Below are 16293 nucleotides of genomic sequence, written 5' to 3'. Positions count from 1 at the left end.
GTCCGGAGCCGCTCGTCAGTCTGCTTGATCAGTTCTTGACGCGCCAGCGACCGAGCAGCGTGCCGTGGTCCTCGAGCAGCAGGGTCAGGTCGAGCTCGGTCTGGATCGGCGCGCCCTCGGTGATCCGCCCGTTGATGCCTCCCACGAGCTGCGGCACGGTGGTGGCGGTCAGCTCGTCGACACAGCCCTGGAAGACCAGGTCGCGCAGCAGGTGGGGGCCGCCCTCGCAGAGCTGGTTGACCCAGCCCCGCTCGGCGAGCTCCTTCTTGAGCAGCGGCAGGTCGACGCGGTGCGAGCCGAGCGTGAGCACGTGCTCCTCGCCGAGGATCTCGCGCGCGGAGTCGACACCGTCGGAGCGCGAGCAGGTCGCCAGGTAGACCGAGCCGGCGGGCGCGTCGCGCAGCGACTCGGGCACCTGCGCCTTGCGGCTGACCAGCACGATCGGCCGGTCGGTGGGCCCGTAGCGCTCGGCCTTGGCGGTGCCGGCACCGACGACGATGACGTCGGCGAGCGCGCGCAGGGTGTGGAAGACCCGGCCGTCGGCGTCGTTGTTGATCGAGCCGGAGTCACCGGCGGCGCCCGTGGCGCTGCCGTCGACGGTGCTGACCATGTTGCAGCGCATCCACGGCTTGGCGGCGCTGGCCTCCGAGGCGTAGAGCGTCGTCAGGTCGTCGTCGCTGACCTCGTCGTTGGGTGTCGCACCGAACAGCACTCGCATGGGCCTACTCCATCCCCCAGGACTCCGCGCCAACCGGTCGCGTCGACGCGCACCTACTGTCTCAGGCTCGTCTCAGCGTCCGAACGCGGGCCTCTCCTTGGCCAGGAACGCCCGCACCCCCTCGGCGAAGTCAGGGCCGGTGTAGACCTCGCGCAGCAGGTCGGTGTCGCCGGCCGGCGACGCCTCGAGGCGCTGGGCGCGGTCGAGCAGCTGGCCCTTGGTGGCCCGCAGCGTCACCGGTGAGGCGGCGCGCAGCCCGTCGAGGACCGTGGCCAGCTCGGCGTCGAGGTCCTCGGTGACGCTCATCAGCGCCCCGACGGCGTACGCCCGGTCGGCGCCGACAAGCCGCGAGGCCAGCAGCATCTCGCGGGTGATGGGCTCACCGAAGACGGTGGCGCAGCGGTAGACGATCGAGGCGGCCAGGGCGTTGCCGAGGGTGCGGGCGATCGGGTAGCCGAAGCGGGAGCCGGCGGTGGCGATGCGCAGGTCGCAGTGGGTGGCCACCGCGAGCCCTCCCCCAACGCATACGCCGTCGACGGCCGCGATGGTGACCTGGGGCAGGGAGAACAAGGACTCGAGCAGCTCGCGGATCCAGTCCTCATAGGCGACCGGGTCCTGCTCGAGGAAGTCAGAGATCTCGTTGCCGGCCGCGAACGCCCGCCCACCGGCGCCCCGCAGCACCAGCGCCCGCACCTCGGGGCTCTCGCGCAGCTCGGCGCAGAGGTCCTTGAGCGCCGCGTACATGTCGCGGGTGAAGGCGTTGTGACGCTGCGGCCGGTCGAAGGTGACCTCCACCACGCCGTCGCCTCGGGTCACCAGCAGGTCGGGGGTCTCCTCGCTCACGGCGGTGAGCGTACGGCGCGGGGACCCGGGAGGAATGCGCGCATCCCACACGGAGAGCCTGACCAGCGCGGTCGAGCAATTTACAGCGGGTTCACCTCCGCGATATGCGTCGACGCGCGGGAGCGCGTAAAGTCGGCTCGTCTCAGGCGCTCAGCCGTCGTTCTACAGCATCATGGGGAGTTGGCGTGACCACCACGTCCGATCACGCACAGGCAACCTCGACCGCGACTCCCAGTCGAATGCTGCGCTACCTGCCGACGTCCGCCCTGATCATTGACCTGCTGCTGATGACGATCGTCGGCCTGGTGGCCATAGTCGGCCGACGGCACCTCGACCTCTTCGCGTCGTCGGCATCTGTCGAGGAACAGGTTGTCATCGCGGGCCCGCTCATGATCCTTGGCTGGATCGCGGCATTGGTTATCCTCGGTGCCTACCACCGAGACGTCTTCGGCGTTGGCACGGACGAGTACCGCAGGGTGCTGGACGCCAGCCTACTGGCGGCCGGCATCACCGGGGTGGGTTCCTACCTCGTGAAGTTTGATCTTTCCCGCGGCTTCTTCGTCCTGGCCTATGGGCTGGGCGTGCCCGCGCTGTTCCTGGGACGCTTCTTACTCCGGCGAGCGCTGCATACCGCCCGACGCCGGGGACTTCTTCGGCAGCGTGTGCTCATTTCTGGCACTCGATCCCACGTCGACGAGATTGCGGGGGTGCTGGGGCGCGAGCCTTGGCTGGGATACGAAGTGATTGGCGCCCTGACTCCGGAATACGACCTGAGCGAAGAGACCGCGACGGGCCTTCCCGTGGTCGGCAATTCCGATGAAGTGACGTCGCTAGTGGCGCATCACCGCGCCGATGCGATCTTCTTTGCTGGAGGGGCGGTGGGCTCCTCGGCGCAGTTCCGCCGGGTGGTCTGGGACCTTGAACAAAGCCAGGTGCAGGTAGTCATCGCTCCCAGCGTCACAGATGTCTCCAATGAACGCATCTCCATCCGTCCCGTCGGCGGTCTTCCGTTGATGCACATAGAACCGCCCACCTGGAGTGACGCATCACGCTGGGGGAAACGTGCTTTCGACCTCTTTGGGTCGGCCGTCCTCATCATGGCTTTTGCCCCTCTATTCCTCGTGGTCGCGCTGCAGATCAAGTTGCACGACCGTGGCCCCGTCTTCTTCCGACACAATCGAGTCGGACGTAACGGCAACGAGTTCTCTTGCTTCAAATTTCGAACCATGATCCAGGACGCTGAAGCACTGGTAACCGGCCTGCAAGAAGCACACGGCGCTTCGGCGCTGCTGTTTAAAATGAAGGACGACCCGCGGATCACTCCCCCCGGCCGGTGGATGCGCCGGCTGTCGGTTGACGAACTTCCGCAGCTCTTCAATGTCTTTCTAGGGCACATGAGCCTGGTCGGTCCCCGCCCTCAGGTCGCGCGAGAGGTCGCGTTGTACGACTCATCAATGAGCAGAAGGTTGCACGTCCGTCCGGGAATGACCGGGCTCTGGCAAGTCTCGGGCCGCAATGACCTGACTGTCGAAGAAGCAGTCCGGCTGGACTTGTACTACGTCGACAATTGGTCGATGTTGCAGGATCTTTCAATCCTGGGACGCACGGTTGGTGCAGTACTTAGTAGTCGAGGCGCCTACTAGGGCTCCACCCATCCCGTTGCTTCGCAGCCAGCAGGGCACCCCGAAACGAGCCAACGAAGGTCCCCCGCTTTCCCGGACACCGTGAGTGAGGCGATGATGGTCGCCCGATAGCGGTGCGTACGCCGGCACCGGAGTGCCATGGTTTCGTCGTCGAGAGCAGTGAGCTGGCCCGGGTGCGTGAGAACCGCTGTGCCCGCAGCAAAGGGCTTCAGTATCGCCGAGTCCGACATACCTAGTTGAGACGGGTTGATGTCGACGAGGGCAGGCAAGACGCCTCGACGTCGCAGGATCGGGAGACCTCGCCGAGGTGGCCCAGCCGCGGGTCAAGTCCCCGGTAGTGGTGTATCGCTGCGATTCCTTCGTGATGGATCAGGCGGTCAGAGCAGGAAGGTCATCAGCTTCCATCCCGGGTTCGGTGGTGGGGACGATGTTGACGCGGCAGCGGGCGAGGACCTCGAGTCCGAGGTAGCGGCGGCCTTCGGCCCATTCGTCGGTCTGTTCGGCCAGCACCGCGCCGACGAGGCGGACGATGGCGGCGCGTGTGGGGAAGATGCCTACGGCGGCGGTGCGGCGTCGGATCGCGCGGTTGAGGCGTTCGGCGGGGTTGTTGGACCAGATCTGGGTCCACACGTCCTTGGGGAACTCATGGAAGGCGAGGATGTCGACGCGGGCGGCGTCGAGGTGGTCGTGGACCTCGGAAGCTTGCCGTCGACGTAGTCCATGAGCCGGTCGAACTGGGCGTGGACGGCGGGCCGGTCTGGCTGGTCGTAGACCGAGTGCAGCATCGCCTTCACGCGGGCCACATGCTCTTGGGTGTCACCGACATCAGGTTCGCGGCGTAGTGGGTGCGGCAGCGTTGCTAGGCCGCTCCGGGCAGGTTCGCTGCGATTGCCTCGACCAGGCCTGCGTGGGCATTCGAGGTGACCAGTCGGACCCCAGGGTCTGCCCCCGCTCTGGGTCTGCCCCCGCTCTGGTTGACACACGGGGTTTGCAGTAATCAGGCCGCGAGTGCGGCCGCGTAGATCATCTCAAACTCGACCGGGGTGAGCTTCCCGAGACCGCGTTGACGGCGTCGGCGGTTGTACTTGGTCTCGATCCAGGTGACCATCGCCAGGCGTAGTTCCTCGCGGGTCTCCCAGCGTCGGGTGTTCAAGACGTTCTTTTGCAGCAGGGAGAAGAAGCTCTCCATGCTGGCGTTGTCCCCGGCGCCGTAAGAACGGCCCATGGAGCCGAGCAGGCCGTTATTGGCCAGCAGCCGCTGGGTGGCCTTGGCCCTGAACTGACCGCCCCTGTCGCTGTGGCAGATCGTGCCGGACGGGGAGCGGAGCGCGATCGCGTTGCGCATCGCCGAGCGTGCGATCGAGGACTTCATCCTGGTGTCGATGGAGTAGCCGACGATCTTGTTCGACCACATGTCCTTGATCGCGCAGATGTAGAGCTTGCCTTCCCTGGTCCGATGCTCCGAGATGTCCCAGAGCCAGACCTTGTTCGGACCATCGGCGATGAACTCGTGACGCACCACCCCGTGCTCATCGACGACCGCGAGGAGGTCGTCGTGTGGTGGTGGACCTTCGTACCGGCCTTGCTGCGCTTCTTGTGGTGGCTGGCGTAGATCCCTGCGGACTTGCACAGCCGGTGCACGCGGTTCTCCCCGACAGTAATGCCGTGCTCGTCGGCGAGCTCATCGGTGATGAGTCGGTAGCCCAACGTGGCGTCGTCTTCGTGGACCTCGAGGATGACGTCGAGCAGGTGGGCGTCGTCCCAGTCCCGCTGGGACACCGGGTCGGCCAACCACTTGTAGTACCCCTGCCTGGACAACCCCAGGACCCGCAACGCCACCGCGACCGGCACCCTGATCGGGGCACCGGCCGCGGCCATCTCTCGGACGAGCGGGAAGACTATTTTCCCGGGAGGTTGGCCTGGGACAGATAGGCCGCTGCGCGTCGCAGGACCTCGTTCTCCTGCTCGAGGAGCCGGTTGCGCTTCTTCAGCTCACGCAGCTCGTCGCGATCAGCATCGGTCAGGCCGGGACGGCGTCCGTCCTCGATGTCGGCCTGCTTCATCCAGTTCGCCAACGAGCCTTCGGAGATCCCGAAGTCCTTCGCGATCTGCTTCAACGAGGACTGACCCTGACGGGCCACGGCCACGACGTCGTCGCGGAACTCCTTGGGATAGGGCTTTGCCACGGGGACATCCTTCCGCCTGAGGAAGAAACCTCAGAGGTCAGGTGTCAACTGAACTAGGGGCAGACCCACGGTGCCTTCTTGGCCCGCTGGCGAAGTCGACTTTCAATGGGACACACCCAGTTAGACCTCACGCTCGAGCTCAAAGGATGCGGCCGCGCCTCGGTGCTGGTGACGCCAGTTCGGTGCCCCTCGTCGACCTCGTCCTGGCAATGGCAGACCCGGATACAGGACTTCCTAGCGTTGATTCCCAACTGATCGCCGGCCCGCCCCAGCGCCGAATAGAGACTCACCCTAGGGGTTGGTTGAGGTTTCAGGGCGACCCCACAAAGTGCAGGCTGCGATTGCCTGCGAAACGACGAGGGTCGCCATCACCGAAGCCAGAACCCACGCGCCTCCTACGGCACCTGAGTAACGGCCCGCAACTAGCAAGGCGCACGCTCCCGGAATGCTGATGGTCAACGTGATCAAGTAGAGATGGGAAATGCCGCCCATATTCGCGAGCATGTGTCTTGACGTTACAGTCTCGAGCGACCAAAGAAAGAAGTAGACCCCAATGGGAACCATGACGTCAATTCCTACCGCGAATTCTGCGCCAAAAAGCACGGCAGTCATCCACGGGCCCATCAGAATCAGAAAAAACATGCCGCAGAGGCCCACAAAGAAATGTAGGAACGCAGCCACTTTCAGTCGCCCGGCGAAGCTGTGTTCGTCGGCACTTGCGACCCACGCCCGGCATACGTTACCCACTATGGAAATCGCCGGCGACATCAACCGAACCAAACGATCCGCTGACGTGAAAAGCAGGACTGCGCCGCCAGCACCGAAGAAGCTGAAAAGAGGTACTGCGCCTGAGGAATAGACGCCCGATACAGTTTCAATCACTACGCTTCGACGATTTCTGCGCATCCGCCTGATAACAGACTTCACAGTAGTTCGGGACTGGCCGCAGCCGATGGCCAACGTAGCAATTAGCGGACCAACCAAATTTCCGAGCAAGACGGTCATCGGATATAGAACCAACTCGTCAGCACCCCAGGCCAAGGCCGCGCCAATAAGGTTGGAGCTGACTTTGGGGATGACGTCACAAGTCAGAATTAATTTCGAGTCGCCGACCGCCACGGCGAACCACTGCACCGATAGGCCGGTCGAGGAAATAGCTACAGCCATTAGTCCCGCCGTACTGCCAGCGTCTTTCACCAAAGAATCGGCCAGCAGGTAAGCGCCCGGACTAACGAACAAAAAAGCGGCGAGTCTTGTTACAACACTCTCGCGCCACAATTCCACGCGTTCATCGATACCTCGACCGGCTACCTCCGCTGGGCCCGTCACGTTAAATCCGGCGCCGACAATTACCGATGCGACTAATCCTACGCCCTGGCCTACACCGATCGCAATCCACTGGCCCTCATCCGACAAACGCGCAAGGAGAGGGAAAATAAAGAAAGGAACCACCGAGAGAAACGCAGGCCCGATCAGGAAACCGCCTGCCGCTCGATAGGGGAAGGTGCTCCCTCGTGACTTCACCGACGAAGTCCGATTACTATATTGACGGATATCTCGAAGCCTCCTGCGAGACACCGTGCCGTATGCCTCTTGCAATGGCGAGCCAGTACGCGTGATTACGCCTCCCTGCAGCGAAGGCTTTCAAAGTCTCGACCGCTATGACCCAGGCATTCAGCCGCCACCACAATGGGGTCACACCGCTGTACCGGCGCATGAGGAAGATGCGGTTCCGCAACATGAAGTAGACGCGCCTGGCGTTATGAGTGCTAACAGTTTTTCCCCACAAAACACTCGACGTCCCCAGAGAATGGTGAAGCGAGGCTGGAATCGACTGGACCCTACCGCCCTGCCGAATCAAGCGAAGGTAGGCATCGGTGTCCACGCCATCTATTACTAGGGACTCGTCGAAAAACCATTCGCCCGAAGGCCAAGTTAGCCGAACCACCCAGCCAGATTGGATAGGTTCGACCGCTTGAACCGAACGACGAAGCCCGACGCGGACCGCTTGCGGAACGCCATTTAGGTGACTCGGATAGTACAGGTCTGCCTCACACCGTTGATCAAAGGAGGCATCGAGACGTTCTCGAACTTCATCCATATATCCGACGGGGAGTCGAGAATCTTGATCCAACGTGAGCAACCAGCCGCCCCCACCCAGCCGGGAGCGCGCTGCCCGCATTCCCAAATTTAGCGCCGATGCTATGCCACGGTTCTCTTCTGAGACCAACAGCTCAAGCATCGGGCGAGTATTAACTAACTCAATGGCTGTCTCCAACCCGTGCGAGGAGCCGTCATCTACTAGGATCACAGGTATATTGACGGGAATTGACGCCACAACTTCCCGCAGTCCAGGGCCCGGATTATACAATGGTATGATCGCAACAATGTCGACCATGTTAGCGCCGAACCTTCACCACAAGATACTTTAGTGACGCCGCGCAGTACCCGAATGCGGCGCCCACCAAGGCGAGAGGCGTACTTCGCCACCGCGTCGGGGCCCGCCACGCGTAGGTGACCATGCTCTTGTGAAAGTGCCAGTTTGTCAGAGGACCGCGGACACTTCCAGCTGAACCACTCTTGACGTGCCTCACGGTGATATCACCAAGATAACGCACTTCAAGCCCCACCTGGGCGACTGAACGACACCAGTCCAAATCTTCGCCGTACATCCAGTAAGCCGTTGGCATGAGTCCAACTTTTTCAATCGTTGAACGGCGCATGAGCATGAAGGCACCGTTTACCGCCCCGACACGGCCGCGCTCATGCTCGCCCACTTGAGGGGCTAGGTAATCCGAGGGGAATTGGGTGCCCAGCCACTTATTGATCTGGTGGCGCAAGGCACCACCTGCAGTCGGTAGATTTCGTTTGCTGGCAGGGTCGAGATCGCCTTCAGCCGTAACAAGTCGCGGACCGACGATGCCGACCCGCTCATCTCCATCAAGATAGTCGATCATTTTCTGTAGCGTTCCTGTTTCCAGGAACTCCGTATCCGGGTTTAGAAGCAGCACCCGATGACCGCTGGTCATGTTGATTCCACGATTGACGGCGCGCGAAAACCCCGAGTTCCAATCTTGCCTAACATAGCTGATGGAAAGTCGGGTGTCCCAGTAACGCCGCTCGATAGGGAGCGGCGAATTGTCTACTATGACCACCCTCAATTCAACCTGCAGAACCTGTTCCGCCAGTGACGATAAGCAGTTTCTTAAGAGCTCCTCAGCACGGTATGCCACGATAATGACATCTAGGGTTCCGTTAGACATACTCACTTCGGCTTTCCATAACCGCTCCTGAACATCCGGTAAGCATCGAACAAGCCCGCCCAAGAAGCACTGAGAGCCCCACGATGGAAGTTTTTTGGCATCAACAAAAAGGTCATGGCGAAGTAACCCGTACTGAATACTCGATGCCCGACCCTTGAGTTGTTTCGTTTGGACACGAGCAGACGATTTCGGTACAGCAAGCGAACCTTGCGGGCTTGGCCAGCCTTGAGGTTCGTCAAGGAATGCCCGCCTCTGTGCGGCAGTCGGACGTCGACTATGGAGCAAGGCACTTTGGCGGCACGAAGACGCGCGGCCAAGTCCGCGTCCTCTCCCCAGGCGAAGAAGTCCTCCGGGAATCCTCCTAGCGCCGTGAACAGCTTGCGCGGATACAGGCCAGCACCGCCACTCGGGCCCCAAACTAGTTTGCCGTCCATGCCAGCGTCGACGAACCAAAGACCTAAGAGGAACCTCACTCCCGCATGCACGCGACCGGCAGTGACCATAGAGAGAGCAAGCGTAGACCGCGGCTGAACCCGACGAAGTGTTTCGTCCACTTGTGCACGTGCCGCTCTGCTGAATAGCGCGTCAGGGTTTAGAAACAGAAGCCAATCTCCCGTCACCTCGCTTGCCGCTCGGTTGCACCCCGCCGCGAACCCTGGATTGTCTAACTTGATTACTTTAAACGCGCAATGATTCCCAAAACGCAACCGCAACCATTCCGTGTCAGCGCCGGTTCCGTTGTCGACGAAAGTCAGGGACCAGTGCTCCGTCGCAACGACAGCGTCTACGATGGCCTCCACCTCAGCGGCGACCTGCGGGAGCGAATTATATAGCACGACGATGACGTCTACCGTCACCATCGGGTCGTCACGGACCGTCACGCCGTGCTCCTTTCGCTACCAGCAAGACTTGTTCGCAATTCCTATAGGTATTCTCCTCGGGCCATTCGGTGAGGAGCTCACTCCACGGGTACCCGCCCGGGCCAACCCGACACGATCGGGTGTCTTCTAACTTCAGGTAACTGCTCACTGCGGTTTGATCCAGTCGCCCGCTCAGCTTAACGACCTGCCTCGCTTAGATCGAGGAGAATCCGCATTGATCGCCCTTACCGCGCCTAACGCTGCAACTCCTGCAGGATGACGTGCCCATAAGAACTAATTCCGGACTTATTGCCAGAGTCCTGCGCACGAGCAGCCTATCCTGGCACTCGAAGTCAGGCCGAGCCCAAAATCATACCCGCACCCACAGTCACGCCGGTCATTTCGTCGATCAGAATGAACGAACCTGTTGTTCGATTCTGCGCATAAGAATCGCATAGCAATGGCGCGGTAGTGCGTAATTGTACGCGCGCAATTTCGTTAACGCCGATCTCCTTCGTTTCCTGATCGCGGTGGAGAGTGTTGATGTCTAATCTATATTGGATTTCCTTGACCAACGCCCTGGCATTTCGAGTCGTATGCTTGATCGCCAGTTTTTGACGAGGCTTCAGTGGTGACGCAGCCATCCAGCAAATCATCGCGTCGATATCCTGGCTGGGGATCGGCGCATTCTTGACGCGTGCGATTGTGTCCCCTCGAGATACGTCCACGTCGTCCTGCAACCGAACTGTCACTGACATGGGCGGGAAGGCCTCATCGATCGCCTGGTCGTACAAGTCTATGCCAGCGATGCGTGACGTCATGCCGCTGGGGAGGACGACCACCTCATCGCCAGGCTTCAGTACACCGCCGGCTACCTGACCGGCATAACCACGGTAATCGTGGTGCTCGTCTGATTTGGGACGAATTACGTACTGTACCGGGAAGCGTGTATCCACGAGATCTCTATCCGAGGCCACATGGACGTGTTCCAGATGGTGCATGAGCGTAGGGCCCGAGTACCAGTCCATATTTTTCGAACGGTTCACCACATTGTCCCCCTGGAGCGCCGAGATAGGGATAACTTCGAGGTCCGGGATGTTCAACTTGGTTGCGAATTGCGTGAACTCGGCGTGTATGCGCTCATAGACGCCCTGGTCGAAGTCGACAAGATCCATTTTGTTGATGGCCAGTACCAGGTGCGGCACACGCAGGAGGCTCAGGATGACGGCGTGGCGGCGGGACTGCTCTGTGAGCCCTTGTCGCGCATCAACGAGCACAAGGCCGAGGTCTGCGGTCGACGCACCCGTCACCATGTTGCGCGTGTACTGTACGTGACCCGGTGTATCCGCGATGATGAACTTGCGGTTCGGGGTGGCGAAGTAGCGGTACGCCACATCGATGGTGATGCCCTGCTCGCGCTCCGAGCGCAGACCATCAGTCAGTAGGGCGAGGTCCGTGTAGTCGTAGCCCTTGCCTTTACTCGTGGTCTCAACTGCCTCCAGTTGGTCCTCGAAGATTGACTTCGAGTCCAGCAGCAGCCGCCCGATGAGAGTCGACTTCCCGTCATCAACGGAGCCAGCTGTTGCGAAGCGCAGCAGATCCATGTTCGTGGTGACGTTCTCAACGGCTTGCTCGCCTGCAGTGATGTTCTCGATCTCGGTGGCCATCAGAAGTAGCCCTCCTTCTTGCGGTCTTCCATGGCAGCTTCGGAGAACTTGTCGTCCCCGCGGGTCGCACCTCGCTCGGTGACGCGGGAGACCGCGGTCTCTTCGATGATTTCCTCGACCGTGCTGGCCGTGGACTCCACGCAGCCGGTGAGGGTGATGTCCCCGCAGGTCCGGAAGCGGACCGTACGCTCTTCGGCGACCTCCCCCTCGCGGCAGGGGTTGAGCGGGGTCTCCGTCATCAGCATGCCGCCGCGCTCGAACACCCGGCGCTGGTGCGAGAAGTAGATCTGTGGGATCTCGATGCCCTCACGGGCGATGTAGGACCAAACATCGAGCTCGGTCCAGTTGGAGATCGGGAAGATCCGCATGTGCTCGCCCTCGTGCAGGCGCCCGTTGTACAGGTTCCAGAGCTCGGGACGCTGGTTCTTGGGGTCCCACTGGCCGAACTCGTCACGGTGGGAGTAGACCCGTTCCTTCGCGCGGGCCTTCTCCTCGTCGCGGCGTCCGCCACCGAAGGCGGCAGTGAAGCCGTTCTCCTCGATGGCGTTGAGCAGCGTGCCGATTTGGAGCCGGTTACGGCTGGTCTTGCCGTCCTCGACCACGACGCCCTTCGCGATGGCGTCGTCGATGCTAGCCACCACGAGCTGGACGCCCAGGCGCTCGACCCAGCGGTCGCGGGTCTCCATCACCTCAGGGAAGTCCAGGCCGGTGTCGACCTGAAGGATGGGGAACGGGATCTTCGCCGGGTAGAACGCCTTCTCCGCGAGCCGGAGCATCACGATGGAGTCCTTGCCGCCGGAGAACATCAGGACGGGCTTCTCGAACTCGGCTGCGACCTCGCGGATGATGTGGATCGACTCCGCCTCCAGCTGGTCGAGCTGGCTCAGCCGGTAGTCGGCATGCGTTTCGGTCATGCTCAGATGAACCTCTCCTCGTGACAAGTCGGCTCATCGTAGACCGGACCGGCCCCGCAGCCTCAACCACGCGCTCGCTGAGTGGCTGAATGCACAGACCGACCGGTGGTCCCGGGGGGGCATGCGCGACAATCACTGCCCATGACCCGAGCTTCGACTACCCGTCGTGCCTTCATCACCGGGATCACCGGCCAGGACGGCTCCTACCTTGCCGAGCTGCTGCTCGGCAAGGGCTACGAGGTTCACGGCTTGATCCGGCGCGCCTCCACTTTCAACACCGCCAGGATCGACCATCTGTATCAGGACGCGCACGATCCCGCGGCACGCCTGGTGCTGCACCACGGTGACGTGACCGACGTGGGGCGCCTCACCTATCTCTTCCAGTGGATTCAGCCCGATGAGGTCTACAACCTGGCCGCGCAGTCCCACGTGCGCGTCAGCTTCGTGGAACCCGAGCACACCAGCAACGTCACCGGCATGGGGGCCCTCCGAGTGCTGGAGGCGCTGCGGATGGCGGAAGTACCGGCACGGGTCTACCAGGCGTCTAGCTCCGAGATGTTCGGCGCCACCAACCCTCCGCAGGACGAGCGGACCGGGCTTCACCCGCGCTCGCCCTACGGCGTGTCGAAGGTGTTCGCGCACTGGATGACGCGCAACTACCGGGACGGGTATGGGTTGTGGGCGGTCAGCGGCATCCTCTTCAACCACGAGTCGCCGCGCCGAGGCGAAACGTTCCTGACCCGCAAGGTCACGCGCGCCGTCGCCCGCATCAAGGCTGGGTTGGAGGAGCACGTCTATCTCGGCAACCTCGACGCAGTACGGGACTGGGGATATGCCCCCGAGTACGTCGAAGGCATGTGGCGAATGATGCAAGCCGCCTCACCTGACGACTACGTGTTGGCCACGGGAGTGGCATGCACGGTCCGAGACTTCGTCAGTACCGCCTTCGAGCACGCCGGTCTGGACTGGGAGCGGCACGTGCGCTTCGACGACCGCTACCTGCGCCCCACAGAAGTGGACGCCTTGATCGGTGACCCCGGCAAGGCTGCGCGTGAGCTCGGCTGGAGAGCGACCGTGGCCGGCGCCGACCTGGCCAGGCTGATGGTCGACGCAGACATCGCCGCCCTCGAGGCCGGGACCGGGTGGGTCGATCGGCCCGCGCTAGTCGACTGGCCGGTCCACCCGATCGTCGGTTGAGGGCGTCTCACGGCTAGTACGACGATCGGTGCGTCCGTAGGTCCAACTGTCGAGTTCGCTGACGGTGGGTGCCCCCATGAACGGCAGGCCTTGCTCCTTGCGCAGGAAGCCCCACACGACCGGCACCAGCACGGCCATCGCCAACCCGATGAGCCCGATGAGAGCCGGATAGGTCTCCTCACGACCGAGCGGGGCCCAACCGGCCTTGTCGAGGAGCGCCACTCCCGACATCGTCAGCACGACCACGATGCCGCGACGGATGAATGACTGAGGCACGCGAGGGGCGATGCGGCTGCCCAGGAGGGTGCCGGGCACGGAGCCGACGATGAGGGGGATCGCGATCGACCAGTCAAGGCCATGGATCGCGATGTTGGCGATCGCGGCGGCCAGCACCAGCGGAACGGCCTGCACGAGGTCGGTGCCGACCAGCTTCACCGCCGAAAGACCGGGGTAGAGCATCAGCAGCGCGATCATGATGACCGAGCCGGAGCCGACGCTGGTGATGCCAACGAGCAGACCGCCCAGCATGCCAACCAGCAAGGTCGGGATAACCTTGATCTTGGGGTCCGGGTCGCCAGTGAATCCTCCGGAGCGGACCGCCCGAAGGTTGATGTAGAGCCGCAGCGCGTAGGTGGCCGCGGCGAAGAGCAGCGCGAAGCCGATGCTGAGCTTGAGAACCCTGTCGAGCTGCTCGGCGTCGGTGGTGAAGATCATGACCATGTAGGGGCCGAGGAAGGCCATCGGCACTGACCCGATGATGAGCCACTTGGCCAGGGTGAAGTTAGGCGAGCCGTGCCTTGCGTGCACGGCGGCGCCGCCTGTCTTGTAGACCGCCGCGGCCGTCAAGTCAGCGGTGACGATCGTGGCTGCCTCGCCGGAGCCGACGCCGAGGAAGATCAGGGCGGGCGTCATCAGGGCGCCGCCTCCCATGCCGGTCAGACCGACCACGATGCCGACCACGAAACCGGCGACCAGGATCGAGAGGGCGGTGAGCGTGAGCAGATCCATCAGATGCCCTTCGTCGCGGTGGACAGCGCGCGGATCGCAACCGTCAGCAGTCGGTCCATGTGGTCGGCCGCGGTCCGCGCAGCCTCGGGGCCTCGCCGGTACGGGTCGTCGACGTCGAGATCCGCCGATGCGATGCCTCGTCGGTGCTGCATAGCTGCGAGGAGCTCACGACCGTGGAGCTCGGACCCGATGTCACCGACAGTCTCGACGAACTGCCCCAGCGTGAAGACCTTGCGGAACAGCGCCGGGTTGTCATCGAGGATGAACTGCCGGTGCGACGCCTCGGCGGTGAGCACGACGTCGGCCCACGCCAGCTCGGCGTTGGTGAGTGGGCGGCTGCGGAACTCGTCGTGTCCGGTGGTGCCCTCGGTCAGGACCTCGATCATCGGGGGGTTCATCGCTTCGGCTTTGAACCCGTGGGTGCCGGCGCTGGCGAACTCGAGGGTGGGGTCTGACCCGGCGAGCCGGCGGGCTGTCAGCTCCATGTAGGGCGAGCGGCAGATGTTGGCGGTGCAGACGAAGAGGACCCTGAGTGGTTTCGAGACGGGCGCTGCCGCGCCTTCCTCAACCTCCGGGGGTGCGGATGCTTCGTCGGTCGCCGGGTTTCGACGGACGGTCGTCGCTAGCGCTCCTCCCTGCTCAACCAACGGCGCGGGGGCGGTGTCCGTGCTTGCGGTTGCGTCGTCCGTCACCGGGTTTCGACGGGCGGTCGTCGCTGGCGCTCCTCCCTGCTCAGCCGACTGCACGGGGGTGCGAAGGTCGAGGTAGCCGGCCTCGGCGAGGGCGTCGATGACGTCCTGGAGGGCGTCGTCGATGGTGCGACCGGTGGTGTCTACGCGTACGTCGGCGTCCTGCGGCTCCTCGTAGGGCGAGGAGATGCCGGTGAACTCGGGAATCTCGCCACGCCGGGCCTTGGCGTAGAGGCCCTTGCGGTCGCGGCGCTCACACTCCTCGAGGGGGGTGGCGACGTGGACCAGGAAGAACGCTCCCCCGGCCTCGTCGACCATCGCTCGGACCTGCTGACGGGTCTCGTCGAAGGGAGCGATGGGACTGACGACGGCGAGGCCGCGGTGGCGTGAAATTTCGGCGGCGACCCAGCCGATGCGCCGGATGTTGGTCTCCCGGTCCTGCTTCGAGAAGGTCAGTCCGGCCGAGAGGTTGCGACGCACCACGTCCCCGTCGAGGGAGGTGATGGTGCGGGTGCCCTGCTCGAGGACGCGGTCCATCAGCGCTTGGGCCAGCGTCGACTTGCCGCTGCCGGACAGGCCGGTGAAGAAGAGCACCAAGCCCCGCTCCTCGGGTCCGGGCTGGTCGGCGTCGATGATTGCTGCGATCTCGTCGTCGTAGGTCGCGTCCTCGCCGGGGTCGGGGAGTGCGAGCACGGCGTTGTCGCCGGCGTACGTGGCTGCCACCTGGGCACCGAGCGCATGATCCACGGCCGCGTCCCCTCTGCTCGCTAGCGGGACCGCTACGACAGCCGCGTCTTCCAGTCGCTCCGCGGCCGCGAGGCTCGCTCGAATCAGCGCGGTAGGGCTCAGGTCAGGCGTGCCAGCACCGACCAGCGCCAGCAGGAGGATCGGGCCTGCGCTCCGGAGTCTCTCGAGCTGAGTGTCCGACAGCGCGTCGACGACCGGCACGACCGTACGACCCAAATGGCGCGCACGCGCCTGCTCCGGGGTCAAATAGTAGCGGCGGAAGGGGCCGTACTGAGGGTGCGTCAGCGGCTCCACCAAGCCGCCGGGCACGGCGACACGAGCCAGAGGCAGTCCCTCGGGGTCGACCAGCTCGACGGCGCCAGCCTGCTCGGCGGCCGCACGAATGTCGTCGGGCAGATTCAGCGTCACCGGGCTGCCGGGCTCGTTGAAGCCGGCGATCGGGGCCCAGGCGCCTGTCACCAAGAGCTCGAGGTCGTCGAGCTCGCGAGGGCTGGGGCAGTGCTGCGGGTAACTCACCGAAGTATCTTGACAGATTCAGTCGAGTTTCAGCGTCATGGC

Annotated in this window: 12 protein-coding genes and 2 pseudogenes; 2 read left to right on the top strand and 12 right to left on the bottom strand. The window is 63.3% G+C overall.

Annotation, left to right across the window (positions count from 1 at the left end):
- Positions 1-28: 28 nt before the first annotated feature.
- Both OCU29_RS06100 and OCU29_RS06095 read right to left on the bottom strand, forming a co-directional pair.
- Positions 29-718 carry a dihydrofolate reductase family protein gene (locus tag OCU29_RS06100; protein ID WP_179615330.1) on the bottom strand — a complete coding sequence of 230 codons (690 nt, stop codon included), beginning with the start codon at positions 716-718 and terminating at the stop codon, positions 29-31.
- A gap of 72 nt (positions 719-790) precedes the next feature.
- Complete coding sequence (locus tag OCU29_RS06095) at positions 791-1561, bottom strand: enoyl-CoA hydratase-related protein (RefSeq protein WP_261819195.1); 771 nt, start codon at positions 1559-1561, stop codon at positions 791-793.
- 185 nt (positions 1562-1746) lie between these two features.
- Here OCU29_RS06095 and OCU29_RS06090 point away from each other — a divergent pair, with 185 nt between their 5' ends.
- Positions 1747-3204: a sugar transferase gene (locus tag OCU29_RS06090; RefSeq protein WP_261819194.1), complete on the top strand. Its 1458-nt coding sequence runs from the start codon at positions 1747-1749 to the stop codon at positions 3202-3204.
- Positions 3205-3573: 369 nt separating this feature from the next.
- Here the strand turns inward: OCU29_RS06090 and OCU29_RS06085 are convergent.
- The 8 genes and pseudogenes from OCU29_RS06085 to cysD form a co-directional block, all read right to left on the bottom strand.
- Positions 3574-4141: pseudogene (locus tag OCU29_RS06085) on the bottom strand (transposase); the annotation flags it as partial.
- A gap of 60 nt (positions 4142-4201) precedes the next feature.
- Positions 4202-5390, bottom strand: a pseudogene (locus OCU29_RS06080) (IS3 family transposase).
- 291 nt (positions 5391-5681) lie between these two features.
- Complete coding sequence (locus OCU29_RS06075) at positions 5682-6914, bottom strand: lipopolysaccharide biosynthesis protein (protein ID WP_261819193.1); 1233 nt, start codon at positions 6912-6914, stop codon at positions 5682-5684.
- A 16-nt stretch (positions 6915-6930) separates the two neighbouring features.
- The gene (locus OCU29_RS19835) at positions 6931-7788 is read right to left on the bottom strand and encodes a glycosyltransferase (RefSeq protein ID WP_368858950.1); all 858 of its coding nucleotides are present in this window, start codon (positions 7786-7788) and stop codon (positions 6931-6933) included.
- Between the two features lies 1 nt (position 7789).
- Positions 7790-8653 carry a glycosyltransferase family 2 protein gene (locus OCU29_RS06070; RefSeq protein WP_261819375.1) on the bottom strand — a complete coding sequence of 288 codons (864 nt, stop codon included), beginning with the start codon at positions 8651-8653 and terminating at the stop codon, positions 7790-7792.
- Positions 8654-8655: 2 nt separating this feature from the next.
- Positions 8656-9534 carry a glycosyltransferase gene (locus OCU29_RS06065; protein ID WP_261819192.1) on the bottom strand — a complete coding sequence of 293 codons (879 nt, stop codon included), beginning with the start codon at positions 9532-9534 and terminating at the stop codon, positions 8656-8658.
- Positions 9535-9866: 332 nt separating this feature from the next.
- A complete protein-coding gene (locus OCU29_RS06060) occupies positions 9867-11117 on the bottom strand; it encodes a sulfate adenylyltransferase subunit 1 (protein WP_261819374.1) in 1251 nt (416 codons plus the stop codon).
- Positions 11118-11179: 62 nt separating this feature from the next.
- Positions 11180-12094 carry a sulfate adenylyltransferase subunit CysD gene (gene cysD, locus OCU29_RS06055; protein WP_261819191.1) on the bottom strand — a complete coding sequence of 305 codons (915 nt, stop codon included), beginning with the start codon at positions 12092-12094 and terminating at the stop codon, positions 11180-11182.
- A 141-nt stretch (positions 12095-12235) separates the two neighbouring features.
- Here cysD and gmd point away from each other — a divergent pair, with 141 nt between their 5' ends.
- Complete coding sequence (gene gmd / locus OCU29_RS06050) at positions 12236-13291, top strand: GDP-mannose 4,6-dehydratase (protein WP_261819190.1); 1056 nt, start codon at positions 12236-12238, stop codon at positions 13289-13291.
- Here the strand turns inward: gmd and OCU29_RS06045 are convergent.
- Positions 13256-14299: a sulfite exporter TauE/SafE family protein gene (locus tag OCU29_RS06045; RefSeq protein ID WP_261819189.1), complete on the bottom strand. Its 1044-nt coding sequence runs from the start codon at positions 14297-14299 to the stop codon at positions 13256-13258. The two genes, gmd and OCU29_RS06045, sit on opposite strands and share 36 nt — an antisense overlap.
- A complete protein-coding gene (cysC, locus tag OCU29_RS06040) occupies positions 14299-16251 on the bottom strand; it encodes an adenylyl-sulfate kinase (RefSeq protein ID WP_261819188.1) in 1953 nt (650 codons plus the stop codon). Before cysC ends, OCU29_RS06045 begins: the two co-directional genes overlap by 1 nt.
- Positions 16252-16293 lie beyond the last annotated feature (42 nt).

It is taken from the genome of Nocardioides sp. OK12, assembly GCF_024341885.1.
In the GTDB taxonomy this organism is placed as follows: Bacteria; Actinomycetota; Actinomycetes; order Propionibacteriales; family Nocardioidaceae; genus Nocardioides; species Nocardioides marinisabuli.
This window is presented reverse-complemented; position numbering and strand designations above follow the sequence as displayed.